The sequence below is a fragment of the uncultured Tateyamaria sp. genome, from assembly GCF_947503705.1.
Lineage (GTDB): Bacteria > Pseudomonadota > Alphaproteobacteria > Rhodobacterales > Rhodobacteraceae > Tateyamaria.
In genome coordinates this window covers 982854-1007309 of sequence record NZ_CANNES010000001.1, presented here as the reverse complement: position 1 = coordinate 1007309, position 24456 = coordinate 982854, and the positions used below count along the sequence as shown (strand labels likewise).

Genomic DNA, 24456 nt, shown 5'->3' with positions numbered 1-24456 from the left:
CTTGGTTCTGCCTTCCGGCTATTTGTTGATCGGAATTGCAAGCTCCACCGAGACGCCCCAGTTTTCGTAATCGGACTGGCCGATACCATCGTAGGATGCGCCAAAGCTGAATTCGCTACCACGATCATTGCTGATCTTGACGCCCGCCCGAATGCGGCCCCGCAGGCCTTCTACAGCAGCCGTCCCATCAGGATCGGACAAGGTCACGCCCGTCGTGTCACCGTAGTTATAGATCGCGTCCAACCCGAAATATGGCGAATAGTTGGTGCCGTCCAACGTGTTGAAATTGCCGGTGAATGTCGGGCCGATCTTGAGCTGGCCCAGCTTGACCGTCTGGCTCGGGATCGCAACGTTCAACGAGTCCGTATAGCCAAGCTGTTTTTCCTCATAATAGGACAGGCTCGCATTGGGTCGGATCGTCCAGGCACCCCGTGTGAACTCCCCCGTCAGTGCAGCCTTCACCAGCCAACGGTTGGTGTCGAAGTCGTCACTGTAGGTGTTGAACGGGCTGACCGTATTGTTCGACTGGCCGACCGCGATACGTCCATCAAAGTACAAGCGGTCATTCAGGCGCATGGTCATATACGGCCCGACCATCCAACCGGTACCGCTGACAGTGCTGTTGGTGGCCGACGACGCGTCCTCCATATCGTCGAACTGCAGCATCACACCCACCAGCATATCCGGTGTCACCAGATAATCGACACCTGCATAGATGATGCCAAAGTGCCCGGTGCCATTGTCGCCCAGATCGAACTCTTTGTACTGTGCCTCGACCCAGAAATCGCGGCGCTGGTTTTCGACATAAAGCGTGTCCTCGGGCGAGCCATGCGCAAGCGCAAGGCTGGCGGCCGCTTGCCGTGTTTGCAGCAGGCTGGAGCTGAAGGAGAAGTTGCCGCCGCCAAAGTCCATCGTTGCCGAGAAGGGCAGGAAGGACTTCAGATCGCCTTGCGAGAACTGCAAGGGCGAAGACGTACCCGAACCACGTTTCAGCCGGTCAAAGCGACGGCCGGCTGACGGCTCAGACGACAGGATGAGATCAGCCCGTTTGGTCAGGAATTCGTTGATCACATCCACAGTCTGCTGACGTGTTGAGATCGACGAAATCGTACAAGTCACAGCCTCAAGGGGCGCGATGTTGAGCGAGAGCGTGCGCGCAAACGCGTCACCCGTGCTGTCCCCGTCGCTACAGCTGATCGACGTGTTACCGACGCCATCCGGGACCGATTGGTTCACCAGATAGCTGCCCGCATCCACCCTGATTGGGCCCGCAGTCCCCGACCCGCCCGAGGCCAGAATGCTGAAGTTCAAGCCCGGTTCAACTGACGAGAAGCTGTAGGAGCCATCCGTATCCGTCACCTGAACAAAGGTCACAGTACCTGTTGTGGCAGGCGTGATCTGCAACGTTGCGCTGGCCGTATCCGATGTGCCCAGGGACGATGTCAGCGTATCCAAGCTGTTGGCAAAACTGCCGATGGTTAGCGACGTTACGTTGACCGAGATTGAACAGCTGGACCCGACACCGAGGTTCGCACCTGAGAGCGCCACCGACGACCCGCCCGCTGTCGCGGAGAGCGTGCCGGAGCAGGTTGTGCTGGCATTCGCCACGGAGGCAATGCTGACTCCCGATGGCAGCGTGTCGTTCAGCGTGATAGACGTCGCGGCCAACGCGGCCGGGTTCGTCAGCGTATAGGTCAGCGTCGACACCTCGTCCTGCTCGATCGAGCTGGGGCTAAAGACCAATGAGGCCGTCAGTGGAAGCTCTTCGATGACAACGACACTGCCGCCTGGCAAGTCCGCCGTTGCGGTTGGCAGGCTGGATGTCAGGACAGGCGCCCCATTTGAGAACGAACCCGAGGTCAGGGCACGCACCACAAGGGTGATCTGACAGGTCTCCCCTGCCCCCAAAGTGCCGCCGCTCAAGCTGATGCTTTGCGATCCAGCCGCCGCGGTCAGGTTGCCGCCACACGAATTGCCGGTCAGGGTCGACGACACAAGCTCCAGGCCTGCAGGCAGGTTGTCGGTAAAGCCGAGGCCCGTGGCACCGATGCTGTTGGCGGTGTTGTCGATGGTATAGACCAACGTCGTCGTCGCACCTTGGGACAGTAATGTGTTGCCAAAGACCTTGGTAAAGCCGGGCGCTTCTGCTTCGGTCACAGTCAATGTCGCGCTTGGGGCGGCCGCTGTGGGCAGGCTCGATGTCAGGGTCGATGCCGTGTTCGTCACGGCACCTGTCCCGATGGCCTGCACATCAACCGTCACTTCACAGCTCGCGCCTTCGGCAACCGTTCCGCCGACAAAGGAAAGGCTGGAAGCCCCTGCCACGGCCGTCAGCGTACCGCCACAGCTGTCGCTGATAGCGGGCGTTTCCGCGATGGTCACGTCGGTCGGCAAGGTGTTGTCAAAGGCCAGGGACGTCGCCTCGATGGCGTTTCCGGTGTTGTCGATGACGAAGCTCAGCGTTGTGGTCTGACCTTGCGCAATACTGTCGGGCGCAAAGCTGATCGCAAATCCAGGCGCATCCGCGGTGCTGACTGTCAACGTGGCTGTAGCTGCGCTGGCGGTTGCGATGGTCGAGATCAGATCGCTGGTCACGTTAACAAGGCTGCCCGTCTCGATGGCCCGTACGGAGACCGTAATCTCGCATGTGGATCCTTCGGCCAGAACACCGTCGCTGAGCGTCAGAGTGTCAGAACCCGACACCGCCGTGGCGGTACCGCCGCAGGTGTTGGTCAGGGACGCTGTCGGTGCCACGATCATGCCTGACGGGAACACATCCGTCATCGCAAGCTCGTCGGCAAGGATTGCATTTGCCGTGTTGTCGATGCTGATCGTGAGGGTCGACACCTCGCCCTGAACAATGGCTGCGGGCGAAAACGACTTGGCAAAGCCCGGTGCATCCGCCGCAGTCGAAGTCAGCGTGGCCGATGCCGCAGGTGCGGTGGCCAAGGTGGAGGTCAGTTCGGTCGTGGTGTTTTCCAACGCCCCGACTCCGATCGCCCGCACATCAACAGAGATGGTGCAGCTTGCGCCTTCGGCCAGAACCCCATCCAACAAGCTGGCGGAAACGCCACCTGCAACCGTCGTGAAAGTACCACCGCAGGTATTGGAGATGTTGGGATCATCCGCCGTCAGTATCCCCTCAGGATAGACGTCGTCAAAGGCGATGCTCTCCATCAGGATCGCATTGGCGCTATTGTCGATGGTAAAGATCAGGGTCGATGTTTCCCCCTGCGCTACCGTGTCAGGCGAGAATGCCTTGGCAAAGGTTGGGGCATCCGCAGCAGTGACCGTCAACGTCGCAGTTGCCGGATCAGCGGTCGCGATGGTTGAGGTCAGATCGCTCGTGACATTCTCCATCACGCCGCTACCCAGTGCGCGAACGGTCACGCTGATCTCACAGGCGTCACCGGCGGCAATAGACCCATTTTCCAGAGACATGTCGCCAGCCCCGCCGGACGCCGTCAGCGTGCCGCCACAAGTGTTGGACGCGGCGGGTGTTTCGGCCAGAACCAGACCATCCGGGAACGTGTCGCTGAAGGCCACGGAGTCCGCCAGGATCGCGTTGGCGCCATTGTCGATAGTAAAGGTCAGGACGGATGTTTCGCCCTGCGCAATGGCGTCAGGTGCGAAGACCTTGGCAAAGCCAGGGGCTTCCGCCGCCTCAACCGTCAAGGTCGCGGACGCAGCAAGCGCAGTGGTGATCGACGAGGTCAGATCACTTGTAGTGTTCTCGATTGCACCCGACACCAAGGCGCGGACATCGACACTGATCGCACAGCTCGTCCCCTCGGCAATCACTCCATTGCTGAAATCAAGGATGCTACCACCGGTGCTAAAGCTCAGGGTGCCGCCACAGGCGTTTGACACATTGGACGGGTCCGCGATGATCAATCCGTCAGGCAAGGTGTTGGTAAAGGCTGCATTCACCGCCTCGATCAGGTTAGCCGTGTTGTCGATATCGAATGTCAGTGTCGACACTTCGCCCTGTGCGATGGTCGACGGTGTAAAGGACTGGGCAAAGACGGGTGCACCTGCGCGCGTCACTTCGATCCCCGCCGAGGCACCGCTCGCCGTTTCCAATTCAGAAGTCAGGTCACCGGAGACGCTGATGATGTCGCTGGCGCTGAGCACCCGAACATTTGCCGTGATCGTACAACTTGCGCCCTCGGCCACGGTGCCGCCCGCAAGCGTCAGCAATGTGCCATCGGTTGCTGTTGTCACTGTACCGCCGCACGTGTTGGTGATCGCAACTGACGTGGCAACCAATCCTTCGGGGAAGCTGTCGGTGAATGCCAGTTCGCCCGCCTGGATGGCATTTGCGCTGTTGTCGATGGTGTAGGTGAGGTCAGAGGTGTCACCCTGCTCCACTGCGTCAGGGGTAAAGACCTTGGTGAAGGCAGGTGCATCCGCAGCACCGACTGTCAGGGTTGCAACCGAAGCGTCAGAGTCGGGCACTGTTGTCGACGTCAACGGGCCGCTGGTGTTTATGGCAGAACCGTCTTCAACAGCGCGCACCGTGACAGAGATCGCACAGGCCGATCGCGCGGCCAACGCGCCGCCCGAGAAAATTAGCGTTCCGTCCCCGGCACTTGGCGCGAAGGTCCCGCCACAGGTGTTGGAGGCCGCAGGGATTGCCGCCACCGTTACGCCACTTGGCAATGTGTCGGTAAAGGCCAACCCTTCAACTGCGATAAAGTTGTCGTTCGAGATGTCGAAGGTGAGGACCGATGTTTCACCCTGCGTGATGGACGCGGGCACAAAGCTTTGCAAGAAGCCCTGAGCAAAGGCCGCAGAGACGTTCAGCGTAGCGGTCGCCGCGGGCGTTGTTGCTACGGTGGACGTTATTTCGGATGTGCTGTGTGTGATCGACCCCGCATCAGGTGCGGTCACATCAACTGTGATCACACAGCTCGAGAATTGGCCCACCTCCCCATTGCTCAATACGATGGCAGCGCTGCCCGGGTCGGCTGTGAACGTGCCGCCGCAACCATTGTTCACATTCGCAGGCGTCGCCACGATGAGGCCACCCGTCAGGTTGTCGGTAAAGCTGACGTCGGTCGCGTTGATGGCGCTGTTGGTGTTTTCGATCAGGTAGAAGATCGTCGAATTCTGGCCCTGCGCGATGCTGTTCGGAGTATAGAACTTAGCAAAAGTCATTTCCGCAGCGACGGAGGTCAGCGTTGCGGACGGCCCTGTAGCCGTGGGCAAATCGGATGTCAGATCGCCCGCCGTGTTCAGCAACGTCCCGAATCCGGTTGCGCGCACGGTCACGTCGATGGTGCAGCTTTCAAGCGCTGCAACCGTCCCACCGCTCAACGAGACGGATCCCGCCTGTTGGGTTGCTGTGAACGTGCCGCCGCAACCGTTGGACACCGAAGGCGAATTCGCCACTACCATGCCTGCCGGCAGGGTGTCGGTGAAGGCCATGCCTGTTGCAGGAACCGAGTTGGCCGTGTTGTCGATGCCAAAGGTCAGAACAGTTGTCTCACCTTGGTTCACGGACGTATCGGCAAAGCCTTTGACAAAGGTCGGCGCACCTGCCGGGTTCACCGCCAGGTTGGCGACCGCAGGGCCCGCATCAGGGAAGTTCGATGCCAGAACCGTCGTCGTGTTGGCGAGCGATCCGTCCGCCGACGTGACAACAGTCACGGCGATAGAACAGGTGGCGCCACCGGCAACCGTGCCACCGCTGAGCGAAACGCTCGACGCGCCAGCGGTCGCTGTCAGGGCACCGCCACAGCTGTTGCTCGCCGCCGGATCGGCGGCCAGCACCATGCCGGTGGGCAACGGATCGTCAAAGCTCATGCCTGTGGACGCCAGGCTGTTGGTGGTGTTGTCCACCACGAGCGTGAGGCGCGATGTCTGGCCCACATCGACCGCCGTCGGATTGAAGGATTTGGTAAAGCCAAAGGTCAGCGGCGTGATCGTCGTGTCGGCAGCGGCTGCAGTATTGTTGCCTGTATAGCGATCAAAGCCGGATGCGGTAACGCTCGCCGTATTCGACAATGTGCCCGTCGCATTTGGATCGACCAGACAGCTTGCCAAATACGTCACAGACGACCCCTTCGGCATCGCGAGCGTTTCGGTCAGATTGCCCGAACCGGAGGCGGTGTTGCCCGTCGCCCCGCCTTCCGCGGTGCTGGTATAGGTACAGGTCAAGCCAGTCGGGAAGCTGTCTGTGAACGTCGCTGCAGGCTCGTCCGATGGACCGAAATTCCGAACAACAATCTTGTATGTCAGGCTCTGACCAGACGTTATGAGGGTGATGCCATCGGAGTTCGTGACGCTCAGATCGGTCGAGCGGGTCACAACTGTGTCGCTGTCGGCAGCTGCATTGTTGGATGCAACCGGATCAATGACAGATCCCGTCGCAACCACGGAATTGGTCAATGTCCCCTCGAAATCCCCGTCAATAGTACAAGACACATTGTAGAACGCGCGCCCGCCCGAAGGCAGTGACACCGTCTGATCAAAACCACCCGCAACCGTGGTACTGGACACAAGCGACCCACCATTGAGGAACACAGGCGAGAAGGTGCAGGTTGTATTCGGGTCGAAGGTATCGACAATCCGAACAGCCGGATCTGTCGATGGGCCAAAGTTAGCAACGTTAAGTGTATAGGTGATGTTGTTGCCCGCAAGCGCGCTGGTCAGCCCATCGCTGATCACAACAGCAATGTCAGCAACCTGCGTGACGGTTGTCGTCGCTTGGGCAATGTTATCTGTGGTTATGGGGTCAGTGGCATCCGAAGCGACGGACACGCTTGAAGTTACATCACCTGCCTCATCATCGGTGCCGCTGGCAACCACGGTAAAGGATGCGGTGTCGTTTAACGCAATTGCACCCAAGCTACAGGTGGTGACGCCATTGGGGTCCTCGGTACAGCCAGTGGTCGACACCAGCGACAGGCCACCGTCGAGGGTAAAGGTGGCCACGGCGTTGGCAGCCTGAGATGGGCCGTCATTGGTCACATCAACCGAATAACTGATGTTGCTGGCCGCGTTGACCGGGTCTGGCGTATCTGCCAGCGTCACATTCAGATCAGCGACCTGTTGCAACACTGTGTCATTGTCCGTGGCCGTATTGTTCGCGGTGTCTGGGTCAGCAATGGAAGCCGCAATCGTGGCAGTGTTGGACAACGTGCCCGTCTCTGTCGTTCCGATGAGGCAGCTTGCGGTGTAAGTCACCGATGCGTCCACCGGCAGCGACAGCGTCTCTGACAGATCGCCGGACCCTGCAGCCGTGTTGCCCGTGGCCCCACCCGCAGCAACGGAGGTATATGTACAGGTCAGCCCCGAGGCGAAGGTGTCGGTCAGCGCGGCGGCTGGATCGGGCGAAGGTCCGGCATTGCTGGCGACGATCGTGTAGGTCACGGTTTCGCCCGCAGCGGCGCTGGTCACACCGTCCGATTTGGTGACAGACAGATCGGCGCGCGGCACGACTGTCGTTGTTGCGTCAAAGGTGTTGTCGGCAGCGTCCACCTCATCCCCATCAACAACAAAGCCGAATGCAGAAGCCGACACCGAACCGGTCAGATCGCCATTGGCCGTTGCGGTGAACGTGAATGACGCCTGCTGGCCTGCGATCAAAGTGGGAATGTCGCAAGCAAACAAACCTGGCGGGACAGGGCTGGATGACGCGGTACAGCCCGAGAGCACGCCAAAGTCCAAACCCGGACCGGCGCTTGCACCAGCAAAGATGCTTGGCGCATCACTTGGCCCGGCGTTGTTGATCGTCACTGTGTACGTGTTTGTCTCACCGACAAACAGCGGGTTCGTTCCTTGGCTGACAGAGACGCTCAGATCGACAGAGGTAACGACGGACGTATCGTCATCCGTGGCCGTGTTATTTGAAGTAACGGTCTCGAATACGGATGGGGTTACCGTCGCCGTGCTCGAGAGGATCTGGGGCGCAAGCGAACTCGGCACAGTACAGACGGCCGTGTATGTAACGGTGGACCCATTGGGCAGGTTCAGCGTTTCGCTTGGGTTACCAGTTCCGGACACGGTATTGCCGGTCGCGCCACCTGTGGCCACGGACGTATATCCGCAGGTCAGGTTTGCTGGGAAAGAGTCGGTAAAGCTCACCGATGGATCTGTCGAAGGACCCGCATTCGAAACAACCGTGGTGTAGGTCACGGTGTCCCCCGCAGCCACAGCGCTTACGCCATCCGTTGTGGTGACGCTCACATCCACCAACGGTGTGATCGCCACGCTGGATGTGCCAGTGTTGTTCGCCGTGTTCAGGTCTGTGGCATCTGATGAGACCAAAGCCGTTGTTGTCAGATTTGCACCGGCATCCCCGTCAACAGAAACGGTCAGATCAAAGCGGTTTGTGGCAGTAGGTGTCACAGTGCCCACGCTACAGGTGGGCACACCATTGGGGTCTTCGGCACAGCCAGAGGTCGACACAAAAGTCAGACCCGCAGGCAACGTGATGGCGACGGACGTGTTAGGCGCATCGCTTGGGCCGGAATTGGAAACAGTACCGGACATGGTGAACGTGTCGCCAGCAAAATAGCCGGCCTGCGGCGCGCGCAGGGCGATGCTCAGATCACTTTCTTGCGTGATCACCGTGTCATTGTCGGTGGCCGAGTTGTTGGCCGCGACGGGGTCACCAATTGAACTAGAGACCGTCGCGGTGTTGGAAAGTGTTCCGGTGGCCGATGTCGGCACCAGACAACGGGCCGTATAACTCACGAAAGAACCGGACGGCATCGACAGGGTTTCGATCAAGCCTGTCACGTTGCTCTGATCGGTGTTGCCGGTCACGCCGCCGATGGCTTGCGAAGTGACATTACAGACCAGGCCCGCCGGGAAACTGTCGGTGAGCGTGACCGCTGGGGCCAATGACGGACCATCATTACGCACCAGAATCTCATAGTTCGTGCGGCGTCCCGCCTCAACAGTCGTCACGCCGTCAGACACGCTGACAGAGATGTCGGCCTGCGGGGTCACGGTCGTCTCTTGGGTCGCTGAATCGTTGGACGTCACAGGGTCCGTCCCGCCAGAGAAGGAGGCAACGCTGACGCTGGCCATCTGTGTCCCCGTGGTTGCGGCATCCGCCGTTGTCTGGACGGTAAAGGTCTTGCTCGTGCCCGGCTGGATAAAGCCCAGCGAACAGGTTGGGACACCACTTGGATCCTGCGTACATCCGCTGGTTGAGGCTAGGCTGAACCCCGTGGGCAGCGTAAACGTCGCGCGCGCATCAGTCTCAAGGCTGGGACCTGCATTGCTCACCACAGCGGTGTAGGTTGTGGTGCCATTGGGCAAAACTGGATCTACCGAGTCTGCCAATGTGACGCCAAGGTCGACGACGCGCAGAACCGGATCAGAATCAGACGCAGAATCGTTGCCGGGCACAAGGCTGGTGACGCCAGCAGATGTGGTCACCGTGGCAGATGTCGTGGCTGTGCCACCCAGGTTCGTAGGGGCGGCACAGGTCAACGTGTATGTGACCGAGCTGCCATTGGGCAGGTTCAACGTATTTCCAGGAGGGCCAGAGCCTGCCGCTGTGTTGCCGCTCGCGCCACCGGACGCCACGGAGGTGTATGTGCAGCTGGCAAACGGAAACGGGACGCCCTGAAACACAGCTGCCGGATCGTCTGAGGGGCCATTGTTGGACACAGTGATGGTGTGGACGGTGCTTTCGCCCGCAACGATCGACGTCGCGCCGTTGTCTACGGTAACCGCCAGGTCCGCCGCCGCCGCAATCGTCAGGGCCGTGGACGCGGGTCCCGCAATGGCCAGACCATTGGAAAACAGATCACCCGTTGCCGTTGCATAGGGTGTCGTGCTGGCCGTCGCTGTCACTGGAACAGCCAGATCAACGACAATATTACAGGTCTCGCCCGGCCCTACTTCGCCACCCGTCAAGCCAACGGTGTCTGTGCCCGAGACCGAAGACCCCGCACCGCAGGCATTGGCCAGGGGCAAATTGGTGGCGACGGTGTTTTGCAACGTACCACCGATGTCATGCGAAAACACGAGGTCGCTGATGGTCGTGGTGCCCGCGTTCTCAATTGTATAGGTGATCGCCGTCGTGCCGCCCAGGACTGTCGATGCAGGCGAAATGGCCGCACTGAAAATGACATCTGCCAGAGAGTTCACAACCAGCGTATCAGACGCCGGATCTGCACCAACAGAGATGGCACCGGCCGTCGCCGTCAGTCCGCTGGTCGTATGGGCAAAGTTGCCGTTGTTGGATCCCGCAGGGATCGTCGCCGCAACGATGATTGTACACGTGCTGTTCGCCGCAAGGGTGCCCGCACCATAGGTCAGCGTCCCAGTGCCAGCGGTGCTGTCCGTGCCGCCGCAGGTGTTGGTTGCAAGGGTGCTTGCAAACACGGGCGTGCCGATGGCTGTGTTCAGGTCCAGATCAAACGCAATGGCGCTCAACGCCGTGCTCAGCGGGTTTTCAATGGTGAACTCAAGAGTGACATCTTCACCGGGTGCGACCGGATCGTCCGTGAACGCCATCGAGAAACCGATCGGTTCATTGTCGACAGTAAGAACAGCCTGAGAACCGGAAGTGATAAGCGTTGCGCTGTCGATTGTCGCCGATAAGTCACTGGTTTGGCTAAAGAAATCGCCTGTGCCAACCGACACCGGAACAAGGACATCAATGGCCACCTCGCATGAGCTGCCAGCGGGCACCGTGCCGCCCGTGGCAATCAGGAAGGTCGTTCCGTTCACAAGGGCGAAGTTACACGTGTCAACGGCAGGCGTAACACTGACATTCGACAGACCACCAACAACGCCAGCCAGGTTGTGGGTGAAAACGAGGTTGTTGGCATCCAATGTGGCATTGGGATTTTCAAACAGGTAGGACAACCGGATAGTTTCGCCCGCCAATGCTGTGGCACCACCATTGAACGCGTGACTCGCAACCAAAGGCAACGCATTGCCGATGGTGATCGAGGCCGTCGTCCCGGCGGCCTGGCCCGGCGCTCCACCAGCTGTGAAGGTCAGCGGGCTTGTGTCGGCTGAGGCCAGAACATTCGTCCCGCCTTGCGCCGTGACGCGCACGGAAATGTCACAGGACGCACCGATGGCCAATGCGACATCGGTCACGGTCAGCAGATTTCCTCCGCCATTAAAGCTTGCGCCGGCTCCAGTACAGCCATTGCTGACCAGCGCAGCGGTTGTACCAGCCCCGAATTGCGCCACGTCGAATTCATATCCGCCCGCAGTGATACCAACCTGCGATTCCGCGGCGTTCTCGAAGGTCAGAACCACATCGAACTGGCCACCATTCACAACGCGGTCGTCGTTGATCCCGTCAATCGTGTCTTCAACCGTCGCGGACAGCGTCACAGTCGCGCCCGCGTTCACGGTCAGCGTATCGCTCTGACCCGGGGTGGTTACCGTCTGTCCGCTGAAGGTCGCGGTCAGATCGCTGGAGGTCGATACAAAGGCACCGGATGGGGAATCCGTAGGCACGGTTGATGTCGCTGAAAAGGTACAAAATGCCCCGGGCGCCAGTTCACCCCCAAAAAAGTTGAAGCCAACCAGAGAGGATCCGGTGAAATCCGAGACAATCAGGTTGGTGGAACCAGACCCCGCGCCACAGGCCGCCGTCATTCCGGTGAACGCGGCCAAATTGCCAAGGCGGCTGGAGAAATCCTCGGAAAACGCGATGGCCGTGGCCGTCAGCGACGCGTTGGGGTTGAAAATAGTATATGTCAAAACCAACGGATCGCCCGCCCCAACCGCATCCGGTGTGAATGCACGGGTCAACGTCAACGGCTGGGCTGCAAGCACGGTCAGTGTATCGCTGCCTGTGTTCGTCCCACCCACAGGGCCGGACCCAATCTGAGCCTGAACCGCACTTGTGGTGTTGAGGTAGTCGCCCGCAACGGTGGAGGCCGGTACTTGGACAGACACGGTGAACGAACATGTGCTGCGTGCCGGGATCGTACCGCCCGACAGGGTCAGCGTGCTTGTTCCTGAAACCATGGATCCAATGCCACACACATCATTGCTGGGCAGGCCAACCAAAATCGCGCCATTTATGAAGGCATCAATGTCATCGGTGAAGGACACCTGCGTCGCGTCTTCGGTGGCATTGGCATTGCCAAGCAAGAACGTCAGATCGACCATGCCGCCGGGTGCCACAGTTTCTGTTGCAAAGGTCTTGGTGATGGTCACTTCGTCTGTCGGGATAATGATCTCGTTCACTGTCAGACTGCGCGTTGCGGCCGGAACAGTTTCGGGGGCCGCAGACAACGGATCCGGCGTCAGTTGGTAGCCGCCGATGACATTGCCAACGAGATCAACAGACACGGTGCAGGACTCGCCCGGCAGCAGGGTCGCAAAGAGGTCACTGAAGTTGCTTCCGCTCAACGAGAATGAAATTTCCTGCCCGCCGTCCAAAGCCGCGATGAACGGCGAACCAAACCCTGTCGGTTCGCAGGTTGTGCTGGAATTACTGGGTGTTGCAATGGCGACACCCGGGGGCAAGGTGTGATCAAAACTGAAGCTGCCCATCCGGTTTGCGTTGCTGGTGGCTGTATCGGTGGAAGTATTTGCAATCGTGTATATGGCCGTGGTGACACCGCCCTGATCAATCGACGCGTCGCTCAGCACGAAATCAAAGCTTGCCAGCCCGGATGTCGGCGCAACCGCAGTCACGTTGACCGGAGAACCGGGCGGTTGAGTTCCCCCCGAACTAGTCACAGTTGTGGCGGGGAAGCTATATGAACCCGCGACGGGAAGCGTGACGCTGACAGACACGGTGCAGGTGGTCCCGCGATCCAACACACCATCTGCAAACGCAATGCTGGTCGCGCCGCTGGCTGCCGTAATTGTTCCGCCAATACAAGTGGTTGACGCAAGGTTGTCTGCCACAACGGCCTGCCCCGGGGACACGGGCAAGACCATCGAAAACGCGGCGTCGGCGATATCCAACCCAAAGGAGTTGTCGATCGTGAACGTCAGCGTTGTGCTGCCACCGGCGCCGATGGTTGTCGGGGTCGCCTCGAACGACAAGCTGGCTGGCGCTTGCGCGTGCGCCTGTTGCCCCACAGCTGCCAAAACCAAAAACATCAATAGTGCCGAGAAATAGGTTCTGAAAAACGTCATGGACTGCCCCGTATGCATAGCTGGGAAGCTCTGACTGCCGGCCCGTCCGAAAAATGGACAAAAAAATACAAATACTGCCGAACAGCCGTCTCCCGCATGCAACTTGTCACATAGGCGGGTTACCGCCAAATTAGGATTTCAAGCCAGCGCCAAAAAAAGTGACGACCTGTGTTTTTTTGTGACAGTTGGCCGCCAAATTCCCCGAGAACTGGTGTGTCAACAGTCTGCGCGTTGAAATTCCATAACTTTTCGCAAGCGCTTGCTGTCTGCCAAATGCGTCGAAATCAAGCAAACAGCACCCGTTAAGACTGCACTTTGAGGATGCGCCGATGCTTTTGCATCTCGGCGCGGACCTCACCAAAGCAGCGCAGATCTCGTGCCTCGAGGATGGGCAACATCGCAACCAACGCCTGTGCCGTGGCCATCGCATCTCCCAACGCTGTGTGCCGCAGCTCGGCTGGAATTTCGACCAGCAAGCGTTCGCAAATCGCATCAAGCGTATGTTCGGCCGACCCGCCAAAGACGACGGCCGACAGGTGCACCGTGTCCAAGACCGGGTGATCAAAGGCCGGGTCCAACCCGTCGCGATGCAGAAACGCCATGTCAAAAGGCGCGTTGTGCGCGACGATCACGCCACCACTGGCAAAGGCATGAAAGCCCGCGCGCGCCTCCTTAAAGGCAGGCGCCTGCGCCACCATCGCATCATCAATCTGGTGCACCTTGGTGGATGCAGGCGGGATCGGGCGGCCCGGGTTCACGAGAGTTTCAAAGGTTTCAGAGGCGATCACCCGACCATTCACCACCCGCACAGCACCGATTTGCACAACCTCGTCCTTGGCCGGGTCAAGGCCCGTGGTTTCGCTGTCAAAGACAACAAATGTCAGGTCCCGCAGAGGACATTGATCGAGGTCGCTGGGCCTGACCTTGTCCAACAGATCAAAGTCATAGACCAGGGGCCGCGACGCAGTCGGGTCCAGCGGCTCGAGCATCAGGGTATAGCCCCCATCGTTGTCGAACAGACGGATATGACCGGAATAGACGGCGCCGGAACGGCCCGTTAGAGCAATCTCGCGGCGTGACGCCCCTTGCCCGCGCATCTGGGCGATCAGATCACGCAAAGGGGCTTCGGCCAGATAATCAAAGACGGAACAATTCAGGCGCGCAGGTGCCTCCGCCTCCATCAGGTCCGCGGCCTGCCCATCATAAAGAACGATCTGATGATCCTGCGATGCGACGATCACCGCGACCGGCATGTCCGACAGGATACGCAGCAGTTGCGCGCGCTGCCGCTCCAACCGCGCGGTTTTCTGGACTACGGTTTCCGCTGTGGCCTGAGCGGCCTCGCCCAATCTGGCCTGTACGGCTTGGGCTGCGGGGGCAAGATCACCGAGGTATTTGGCCATGTTTGGGTCAACTGAGGCCGCGATATCGGCGTCGGCCCGCACCCGAAACTGGGCCGCCAGCGCTTCGATCGGTTTGCACACATGTTCGTCAAAAAGCCGCCAGACAAAGGTCGCCAGAGCCAACAGGCCAAAGCCCGCCACGACCCCGGCGGAGACAAACGGGGACAGCGCACCGGGGTCGTCCATTTGGCGAAATCCCAACCAAAGGGCACCCACGACAACGCATAACCCACCCATGCCAATCAGGCCAAAGAACAGAAACACGCGGAGCCGAAGACTGAGGTTATGCATCTCACACCTCCTGACAGGCTGCTTTCAAAACCGGGTCTGCCCCGTCCAGCATCCGCCATGCGGCGTTGATCACTGCACCGTCGTCGCCAAATGCAATGCCATCCACGATGTCAGCCCGTTTGGCGTCCGCGCAATCAAAAAGAACGGGCACTTTGGCGGTGCGCGCCCACCGCCCATAAAACACCAGATCAACAATGCGTTGATCAGGCTGCTTGGGATGGCTGCGCGCAGTCGCCTGATCCACAGCGACAAAACGGGACACGAAGGGCTTGGCATAGGTCCAGGGGCGGTAGAACGCGCTTTCCTCGACAGTTTGAGCCACAACCATCCCTTCGGGCATGTTGCCGACGGTTCTGCCGAACCAGCTGTATTCGCTGGATATTGTAGTGGCAAACATCGCACCGCCCGCAGCAACCGGCACCAGCCACGTGGGCAGACGTCCCTTGAGCGTCCGGTTCAGCGCCCAGACGATCAAGCCTGCCGCGACCCCAGCTACAATCGTGCCAATCAGTTCAAAGAACATGTAAACCCCTCCCGGTTTTTTCCAGCCTAGCCCAAAACACCGCGTCCTTGCATCAATGCCGATTGCATCGTCTTGATCACTACAAAAGCGTCGCGCAGATGGCTGCGTTCAAAGGCGGATAATGCAGCGGGCGGCAGGAAATTTTCGGGTGCGTCGCCCCGTTTGATCCGTGCCGCCTGATGTTCCAGCCGCGTTTGTGCCACCAGATCATAGGCGTCTAACAGGTCTTGGCCGCCGCTTTGGCTGACCATACCACCCGCAATTGCGGCCTCAAGCCGGGCGCGGGTGTTGACCACGCCCAACCGCCCTTGCAGCGCATACATCCGCCCCAGGTCAACGACCGGCACCACTCCGTTCAGCTTCATGTCGATGGTATTGCGATGCTCACCCGACCGGATGGTCGCCAACCCCTTGAGCAGGCCCAAAGGTGTGGCATGGGTCAGTGCATTGCTGGCCATATGGGCGGTGAAAAACGAATTGCCACTGGCGGCCTTCAGCGTTTCGTCTTGCAAACCGTCAAAGAGGGTCGCATCGCCGCCAACAAGCCGCAGATCAAACATGACAGAGGCGAGCATTTGCGCCTCTTTGCTGGGGCTGGCGATCCAGTGTTGGAAATAGTCGCGCCAGACCGACAGGGGCTGCCGCCAGCGCGGGTTCGTGGCCATCATGTCGCCGGGGCAATAGACGTATCCGCAGGCGTTCAATCCATCGCTGACATACTGGGCGAAGGGTTCAAAATAAGCCAGCTGCGTCTCGGTCAGGTCATCCGGGAGGATCAGGCAATTGTCCTGATCTGATACGCCGGTCTGTTCCTGCCGCCCCTGCGACCCGCAAGCGAGCCACGCATAACGGACGGGCGGGGGCCCGTATTTTTCCTCGGCCATGGCCAACAGACGGCGTGTCACCACATCGGCGATATCAGTGATCATGCGGGTAACAACATCATGGCGACGACCAGCAGCCACCAGATGGGCCAACAGGTCGGGGATGCGGGCAGTGACAGCCGCCAGGTCCTCAACAGACGCGGCGCGGGCGGCATCTCCTACAAATCCGGCGGTGTTCGACGCCTGAAACCGGGTGAGATCGGTTTGAGTAACGATACCCACCAACTTGCTACCCGCCACAATCGGCAGATGCCCCAGCCGGTACTCCATCATTAGGTGCAGCACATCCGACCCAATGGCCGAGGGGGGCAGCGTGCGCGGCCCATAGGTCATGATCTGGGCCACCGGCGTGTCATGGGGCAGACCATCGGCCAGAGCCTTGCCCGTCAGATCGCGCATAGTGAGGATGCCGACCAACGCGTCGCCCTCAACCACGCAAAGGCAGGAAATCCGCGCATCCCGCATGGTTTGGGCGGCAGCCTGAATCGTTTCGGTCGGCGCGCAGGTTATGGGGTTTGGCACCATCAGTGTCTCGACACGAACCTGCGCCAGATCAGAGGTGCCGTTGCTGCCTTCCTCCGCCCTGCCCCGGTCAAAAAAGCGTCGGAAAGGCACGTGCGCATCGCGCAAACCGTGAAAGAGGCGCGCAGGGATCAGGATCAGGCGCGTGTCCTGGATCGCGATGGCCGACGTCACGGCCGTGCCGGATTTCAACAAACCACGCTCACCAAAGGAATTCTCACGCTGCAAGACGGACACTTCATGGCCCATCGCGTCGCGGACAGACACTTCGCCTGCGACAATGACATAAAGCCCGTCCAGCGTTTCACCAAAGCGATAGACAGGCGCACCCGCGGCCAGATCAAACACGGTGATCGCGCCGGCCAGATCGGCAAAAACCGCCTCGGGCAACGCATCGTAAGGGTGCAGGTGGCGCAAAAGGGTCAGGGCGTCGGTCATCAATGTGCCCTCCATGGGCTAAAAGGGTAAGGCCAGCGTGCAGATGCCGCTGGCCTCGATATCATGGATGCATTTGCATCTTAGTGGTCCAGAGCCGCACCGGCACCTGCGGGAACACGGACGCTTTCAACCAGATCCTTGATCTCCTGCGGGGTCTCTTTGGTATTCATCGACACCGCATAGGCCACTGCAAAGTTGATCACCGCACCGACCGCACCAATGGCCGTCGATTGAATGCCCAACAGGGATCCATCCGCACTGTCCACAAAGGAGTTGGTACCGGGGATAAAGAACCAGCCCTTGTGCAGGAAGATGTAGACCAGGGTAAAGATCAGACCCGCCAGCATCCCCGACACAGCGCCCACGTTGTTCACGCGCTTGGAGAAGATGCCCATCATCAGAGCAGGGAAGATCGACGCCGCAGCCAGACCAAAGGCCAGGGCCACGGTCTGCGCCGCAAATCCGGGCGGGTTAAGCCCCAGGATCACCGCCACGACAATCGCCGCTGCCATCGAAATCCGGGCCGCAAGCAGCTCTGATTTTTCCGACATGTTGGGCGTCAACTGACCCTTGAGCAAGTCATGCGATACCGCCGACGAAATCGCCAAGAGCAGTCCCGCCGCCGTAGACAGAGCCGCCGCAAGGCCACCCGCCGCCACCAGGCCGATCACCCAACCGGGCAGGTTGGCAATCTCTGGATTGGCCAACACAAGGATGTCGCGGTTAAAGCGCGTCAGCTCGTTGCCTTCCCAGCCATTGGCAGCCGCTTTTTCGGCCATGGCGTCGGATTTATCGTTATAATACTGGATCTTGCCGTCGCCGTTCTTGTCTTCCCAATCGAGAAGGCCGGTTTTCTGCCACGTTGCCATCCAGTCATAGCGCGCATCGGTTTCAATGGTCTCGACCGACACCGCTTCGCCGTTCACACCATTGGGCCACATCATTTCAGAGATGTTCAAACGGGCCATGGCACCCACCGCAGGGGCGGTCAGATACAGCAGCGCGATGAACACCAGCGTCCAACCCGCAGACCAACGCGCATCAGATACGCGAGGCACGGTGAAAAAGCGCATGATGACGTGGGGCAGACCCGCCGTACCGATCATCAGCGACAAGGTGAACAGAACCATGTTCAGGTTGTCCTTGTGCGCCTCTGTATAGCTGGAGAAACCCAAATCCGTCACGATCTGGTCAAGCTTGGTCAGCAGGTACACACCGCTGCTGGTGCCGTCGGCATTCAATGTCTCGGAAAACAGACCAAGTGCCGGAATGGGCGTGCCCGTCAGTTGCAACGAGATAAACACAGCCGGGATTGTATAGGCCAGGATCAGAACGCAGTATTGGGCAACCTGGGTATATGTCACACCCTTCATCCCGCCGAAAACGGCATAGGCGAACACGACACAAGAGCCCAGGAGCAGGCCCCAAAAGGCGTCAATCTCAAGGAAACGGCCAAACGCGATGCCGACCCCCTGCATCTGACCGATCACGTAAGTGATGGAGGCCACAAGCAGACAGATCACCGCCACCAGACGGGCCGTAGGCGAATAGAAACGGTCACCGATGAACTCGGACACGGTGAACTTGCCGAACTTGCGCAGGTAAGGGGCCAGCAGCAGTGCGAGCAAAACGTAACCGCCCGTCCAGCCCATCAGGAAGGATGAGTTGTCGTAGCCGGTAAAAGCGATGAGTCCCGCCATCGAGATGAAAGACGCAGCCGACATCCAGTCCGCCGCGGTGGCCATCCCGTTTGTGACAGGGTGCACGCCGCGCCCGGCGGCGTAAAATTCGCTGGTCGAACCCGCACGGGCCCAAACGGCGATGCCGATATAGAGCGCAAAAGATGCGCCTACAAACAGCAGGTTAAGGGTAAACTGGTCCATGATTATTCCTCCACCCCGAATTCTTTATCCAGCTTGTTCATACGCCAGGCGTAGAAAAAGATCAGCGCAAGAAAGACCAGGATCGACCCTTGTTGGGCGAACCAGAAGCCAAGGTCTGTGCCGCCGATACCAATGCCCGCAAGCAACGGGCGCAGCAGAATACCGAACCCAAAGGACACGAGGGCCCAGATGATGAGGCTGATGGTGATGATGCGAATATTGGCTGTCCAATATCCCGCCGCCCCATCTGCCTGTGTGTGTGTTGATTGATCCGCCATTGTGGCGCTCCTCCTTTTTTTGATGTGTTAAGATGCGACGTTCAGAGACGCGGTGATCTTGCCCAGCGCGGCCGCGATAGCGTCGATGCTTTGCATGGCGTCCACCGTTTGCAGGACCTCTTTGTCGTCGTAGTAGGCGAGCAAGGGCTGGGTCTGAGCGTGGTAGGCATCCAGCCGCGACATCACCGTCTTGGCATTGTCATCGGCGCGGCGTTTCATATCTGTGCTGCCGCATTTATCGCACGTGCCCTCGACCACAGGCGGCTTGAACGTGTCGTGATAACCCTCGCCACAGCCGCCGCAGGTAAAGCGGCCCGTGATGCGCATGACCATCTTGACGTCATCCACCTCCAGCGACACGGCGACGTTTACGGCCTGCCCGCTCTCAGCCAGCAACGCGTCCAACGCCTCGGCCTGACCGAGCGTGCGGGGAAAACCGTCAAGGATCACGCCCTTGGCGCAATCGGGGCTGGCAAGACGATCCCGCAGGATCGCAAGCACGATCTCGTCACTGACAAGGCCACCGGCCTCCATCACCTGCTTGGCTTGCTTGCCCGCTGCCGTGCCCGCCGCAACGGCGGCGCGCAGCAGATCACCGGTCGACAGTTGGATCAGGCCAAAGCGATCCTCCAGCATCCGGGCCTGGGTGCCCTTGCCTGCACCGGGCGGCCCGAGAAGGATCAGAACCGGGGCCGTTTCGGGGTGCGCGGAACCATCCATCACGCGTCCTTTCTGTTCATACGATTTTCAATGAGATCATCCACGACCTCCGGCTCGGCCAGGGTCGAGGTGTCACCAAGAGTGGCAAAATCATCTTCGGCAATTTTCCGCAGGATGCGGCGCATGATCTTGCCCGATCGAGTCTTGGGCAAGCCGGGGGCCCACTGGATCAGGTCAGGCTTGGCAATGGGGCCAATCTCGGTCCGAACCCAGACCTCCAGCGCCTTGCGCAGCTCTGGCGTTGCCTCGACCCCGTCCATCAGGGTGACATAGGCATAAATGCCTTGCCCTTTGATATCATGGGGATAACCCACAACAGCGGCTTCAGCGACGTCCGCATGGGCGACAAGCGCGCTTTCCACTTCTGCCGTGCCCATCCGGTGGCCAGAGACGTTGATCACATCGTCGACCCGGCCCGTGATCCAATAATCGCCATCCGCATCGCGGCGGCAGCCGTCGCCTGTGAAGTAGTAACCGGGATAGTCGCTGAAATAGGTCTTTTCGAACCGGTCGTGATCGCCCCAGACGGTGCGCATCTGACCCGGCCAGCTGTCAGCGATGACCAGCACGCCTTCGGCCTCTGTCGTGGTAATCTCAACGGCGGATTGCGGGTCCAGAACCTTTGGCACGATCCCAAAGAAGGGCTGCTGCGCCGAACCGGGCTTGAGCTTGGTGGCAAAGGGCAGCGGCGTCATCAGATGGCCGCCGGTCTCGGTCTGCCACCACGTGTCGACGATGGGGCATTTGCCCTTGCCGACGACCGTGTTGTACCAGTTCCACGCTTCGGGGTTGATCGGCTCACCCACGGTGCCCAGCACTTTCAGATCGCTCAGGTCATACTGTTTCACCGGATCGTCGCCCGCTGCCATCAGGGCGCGTATCGCGGTGGGCGCGGTATAAAACTGGTTAACCTTGTGCTTTTCACATACGGCCCAGAAACGACCCGCATCCGGGTAGGTAGGCACGCCCTCGAACATGATCGTTGTCGCGCCATTGGCCAGTGGGCCATAAACGATATAGCTGTGGCCAGTGACCCAACCCACATCGGCCGTACACCAGAACACGTCGCCGTCGTGGTAGTCGAACACCATTTCCTGGGTCATCGCCGCATAGGCCAGATAACCGCCAGAGGAATGCACAACGCCCTTGGGCTGACCGGTGGAACCGGAGGTGTAGAGGATGAACAACGGGTCTTCGGCGCTCATCTCGGCGGGCGCGCAAATGTCCGACGCCTCCAGCGCCATTTCGTTGTAGTCATAGTCGCGGTCGGTCCAGGTGGTCTGGCCCCCTGTGCGCTTGACGACCAGGCATTTCACCCGGTCGTCACAGTGCAGCAGCGCCGCATCGGTGTTGGCCTTGAGCGCCGTCTTGCGACCACCACGAGGAGCCTCGTCTGCCGTGATGACGACCTTGGCGTCGCATCCATTGATGCGAGCGCCAAGGGCATCGGGGGAGAACCCGGCAAAAACGATGGAGTGGATGGCGCCAATACGGGCACAAGCCAACATGGCGTACGCGGCTTCCGGGATCATGGGGAGGTAAATGACAACCCGGTCACCTTTGCGCACGCCAAGCTCTTCGAGGATGTTGGCCATTTTGCAGACGCTGCGATGCAGGTCCTTGTATGTGATGTGGAGCGCGCCATCCGCCGGATCATCGGGTTCCCAGATGATCGCGGTCTGCTCGCCGCGTGTGGCCAGATGACGGTCAATGCAGTTGGCCGCCACGTTCAGCGTGCCATCCTCAAACCATTTGATCGAAACCTGACCAAGGGTGAAATCGACGTTCTTTACCTTCGTAAATGGCTTGATCCAGTCAATGCGCTTGCCCTGCTCGGCCCAGAACGCATCCGGGTCCGAAATCGAAGCCTCATACTGAGATTTGTATTGCGCGGCGTTGACATGCGGGGTGCGCGCTGGCGCGTCCGTGCCGTTGTCAGGTTTTTCCAGAACATCCATGGTCAGCCTCCTCAAACTGATGAAGGAAGCGTCACATGACGATCACGACGCCTCCCACGTTGTGTAAACAGAGTTACGCCAGTTCTTGTCAAAAAGAGACTATCTATTTGTCTTTGCTATATTTTTTTGTATAAATTTTTTCCGATAGGTGCGTTTTTTGTAAACTTAGACTGCGTCAATTTGCCAAAAGCGAGAAAACTCAACACCTTGACTGTCAATCAGAGTTTACAAGATTTCCGGCCCAATTTCGCATGGCGCAGTGTTAGCGCCCGAACCAATTGACCACGCCAACGCGGTTGCGCGCCGCCATCGGGCCGCTTGTTGCGATAATCGGCAAAGTTGAACCCAACAAAGGCATGTCAGGCCGAATCCCTACGCCCAAACCGTCCGGCGTTTCCGTCGGAACAGCACCCGACTGCGTCAGGGTGCGGGCTTGGCTGTCGTCGTGTTGAGGCCGCAGGCCAGTGTCGCACCGACTTCAAGGCTGAAATTCGCGCCAAGGCTCAGCCCCTTGCGCCCAGAACACACCACCGCCGCACCAGCCGGGACGGTCAGATCACCCAACGCCAGCACCCCTTCGGCGTGCAAGGCCACCGCCCCATCCGCGGGCGCCGTAAGCGACGCAAGCGTCATGTCCCCCTGCACGGCGTATTGCGTGTTGGCCGTCAGCTCAGTCGGGGCAGCCGCCCCTTGTGTAACGCGGAGCGCGAAAACCTCGGACCCGCTATAGGCATAGACTGCCCCATCCGGTCCGGCGCGCAGCTCAAGCACTTCGATCCCGTCATTCTTGGCGGGCAACCCATCCAGTGGCGCCATAAACACGGCCTCGCAAGTCGGGCTGAAACCGCGCAACACACCGCTTGGACCTGCATCTTCCTGCCAGAACACAAGGTTCCCATTGCCATCGGCCACCAGATTGGATGTGGCGCTGACCGGCCCTGCAGCATCATCAGAGGCACAGATCATCTTGCCGCTTTGATACGAATAAGCGCGGAACTGCTGGGCTTGCACGCAATAGACGACAGGTTCGGCCCCATCCGCAGGGGGCGGGGACATGCAACGCGACACCTCTCCGGTCTGAGCTGCATTCCAGCGGCCGGGCGATCCCGGCTTGTCCAAATCCGTGAACCCATCCAACGTGCCGTTGCCCGGAGCAAAGCCCGACAGGTAAACCCAATCCTTCGGCGTGTCCGCAGTCGGGTCCGCCACAAGGGCCAGGGGCGGATGAAAGCTGTTGAACTTGTCCAGATCACTGCCCGCCGGAAAACCGATTGGAACAGGTTGCACGCCCGTGGTGTTGTCAAAAATCGACAGCCCCGCCGACTGATCCTCGCCCATGACATAGACCAGTTGCTGGCCCAGACGGGGGCTCAGGACCGGGGCTGTGGACTTGCCCACATTGGCCGGGGACCGCCACAGGGTGGTCAGGTTCGGGAACGGGGTCAGCGCGTAGATGTAATTGCCTGGCTCGGCATCACTCGACTGGTTCTTGCGAAACACCACAAGCCCCCCCGCACTGATCACGGGGCGTTTGGACACGTTCATTTCCGGCACCGACTTGGTCACCGCTGTGGCGGGGCCCCTGGGACCGAAACCAGAGAACACAGTGACGCTGCCGGTATTGGCAAAGGCCATCAGCCGCCCCTGATCATCCAGGCGCAGGTATTTCCAGGTGATGTCATCCAGTGCGGTGCCATCGCTTGGATAGGTCCAGGCGACGCTTCCGCTGGGGCGCATGCCATAAAGCTTAGGGCCATCGCTGCCCTTGGCGATAAATACCACCAGATCCCCGACAAAAGCGGGGCCCGTCAGAATGTTCGCCTGCGCGCCGCCACTTGGAAACAAAACCGACAGAACCGCGCCTTCAGGTGCGTTATAGGCCCAGGGCGTCGCGTCATCCGGGCTGCCGCGATAGCGCAGCTGCGTACCCACGCGCGTCATCTTGGGGCTGTTATCCGCCCAGGTTACAATCAGGCGCGGACGATTGGTGGAGCTGCTGTCGGCGTAAGAAAAATAGCTGCGTTCCGAGCGGACAGAATCGGTAGTCAGCACGAGATCAAGGCTGGCCGGGCGATCCGCCAGCACGTTCAAAAGCCCGTCGCCAGTCGATTCCGTCGGTGTTGGCGTCACAGGCACGTTCAGCCCGCCAATGGATGTGCCCGTCTCCCCTTTCTTGAAAATCCGTACAAATTGCGCGCCTTGCCCGGCAGAGGTGGGCACAAGACGCAGCACCGCGCTGGTCAGTCGCACACCGGGCGGCACTGCCGACATATCAAAGCTGATTTCGACGCCCATGCTCGTGTCCTGTTTGATGGTAAATGGGGCGCCCTGCCCCGTTACCGCGACCGGGATCACAGCGGTCGCCACGGTTCCAGCTATGGCCACCGGGGCCGACACAAGGGCCATAATCAGGCCGAGACACAGGCAAAGGAAGCGCAGAAAAGAGGGCATGGAAAAGGTCTCCGGCTGA

General features: G+C 59.7%; 9 protein-coding genes. All 9 read right to left on the bottom strand.

Annotation, left to right across the window (positions count from 1 at the left end; translation table 11 throughout):
• Positions 1–18: 18 nt before the first annotated feature.
• The 9 genes from Q1A44_RS04845 to Q1A44_RS04805 all read right to left on the bottom strand — a co-directional run bounded on the left by Q1A44_RS04845 (position 19) and on the right by Q1A44_RS04805 (position 24437).
• Complete coding sequence (locus tag Q1A44_RS04845) at positions 19–13086, bottom strand: autotransporter domain-containing protein (protein WP_299620499.1); 13068 nt, start codon at positions 13084–13086, stop codon at positions 19–21.
• A gap of 302 nt (positions 13087–13388) precedes the next feature.
• Positions 13389–14780, bottom strand: coding sequence for a 3'-5' exonuclease (locus Q1A44_RS04840; RefSeq protein WP_299620496.1), 1392 nt, complete (start codon positions 14778–14780; stop codon positions 13389–13391).
• Position 14781: 1 nt separating this feature from the next.
• On the bottom strand, positions 14782–15303 hold the full coding sequence (locus tag Q1A44_RS04835; protein WP_299620493.1) for a hypothetical protein: 522 nt from the start codon (positions 15301–15303) through the stop codon (positions 14782–14784).
• 26 nt (positions 15304–15329) lie between these two features.
• Entirely contained in the window at positions 15330–17147 is a 1818-nt protein-coding gene (locus Q1A44_RS04830; protein ID WP_299620490.1) for a DUF294 nucleotidyltransferase-like domain-containing protein, read from the bottom strand.
• Between the two features lie 80 nt (positions 17148–17227).
• A complete protein-coding gene (locus Q1A44_RS04825) occupies positions 17228–19030 on the bottom strand; it encodes a sodium:solute symporter family protein (protein WP_299620487.1) in 1803 nt (600 codons plus the stop codon).
• Positions 19031–19032: 2 nt separating this feature from the next.
• A complete protein-coding gene (locus tag Q1A44_RS04820) occupies positions 19033–19308 on the bottom strand; it encodes a DUF4212 domain-containing protein (protein WP_299620484.1) in 276 nt (91 codons plus the stop codon).
• A gap of 27 nt (positions 19309–19335) precedes the next feature.
• On the bottom strand, positions 19336–20028 hold the full coding sequence (locus Q1A44_RS04815; RefSeq protein WP_299620481.1) for an adenylate kinase: 693 nt from the start codon (positions 20026–20028) through the stop codon (positions 19336–19338).
• Positions 20028–21986, bottom strand: a complete 1959-nt coding sequence (acs, locus tag Q1A44_RS04810) for an acetate--CoA ligase (protein ID WP_299620478.1) — start codon at positions 21984–21986, stop codon at positions 20028–20030. The genes Q1A44_RS04815 and acs overlap by 1 nt, the downstream gene beginning before the upstream one ends.
• Before the next feature lie 420 nt (positions 21987–22406).
• Complete coding sequence (locus Q1A44_RS04805; RefSeq protein ID WP_299620474.1) at positions 22407–24437, bottom strand: hypothetical protein; 2031 nt, start codon at positions 24435–24437, stop codon at positions 22407–22409.
• Positions 24438–24456 lie beyond the last annotated feature (19 nt).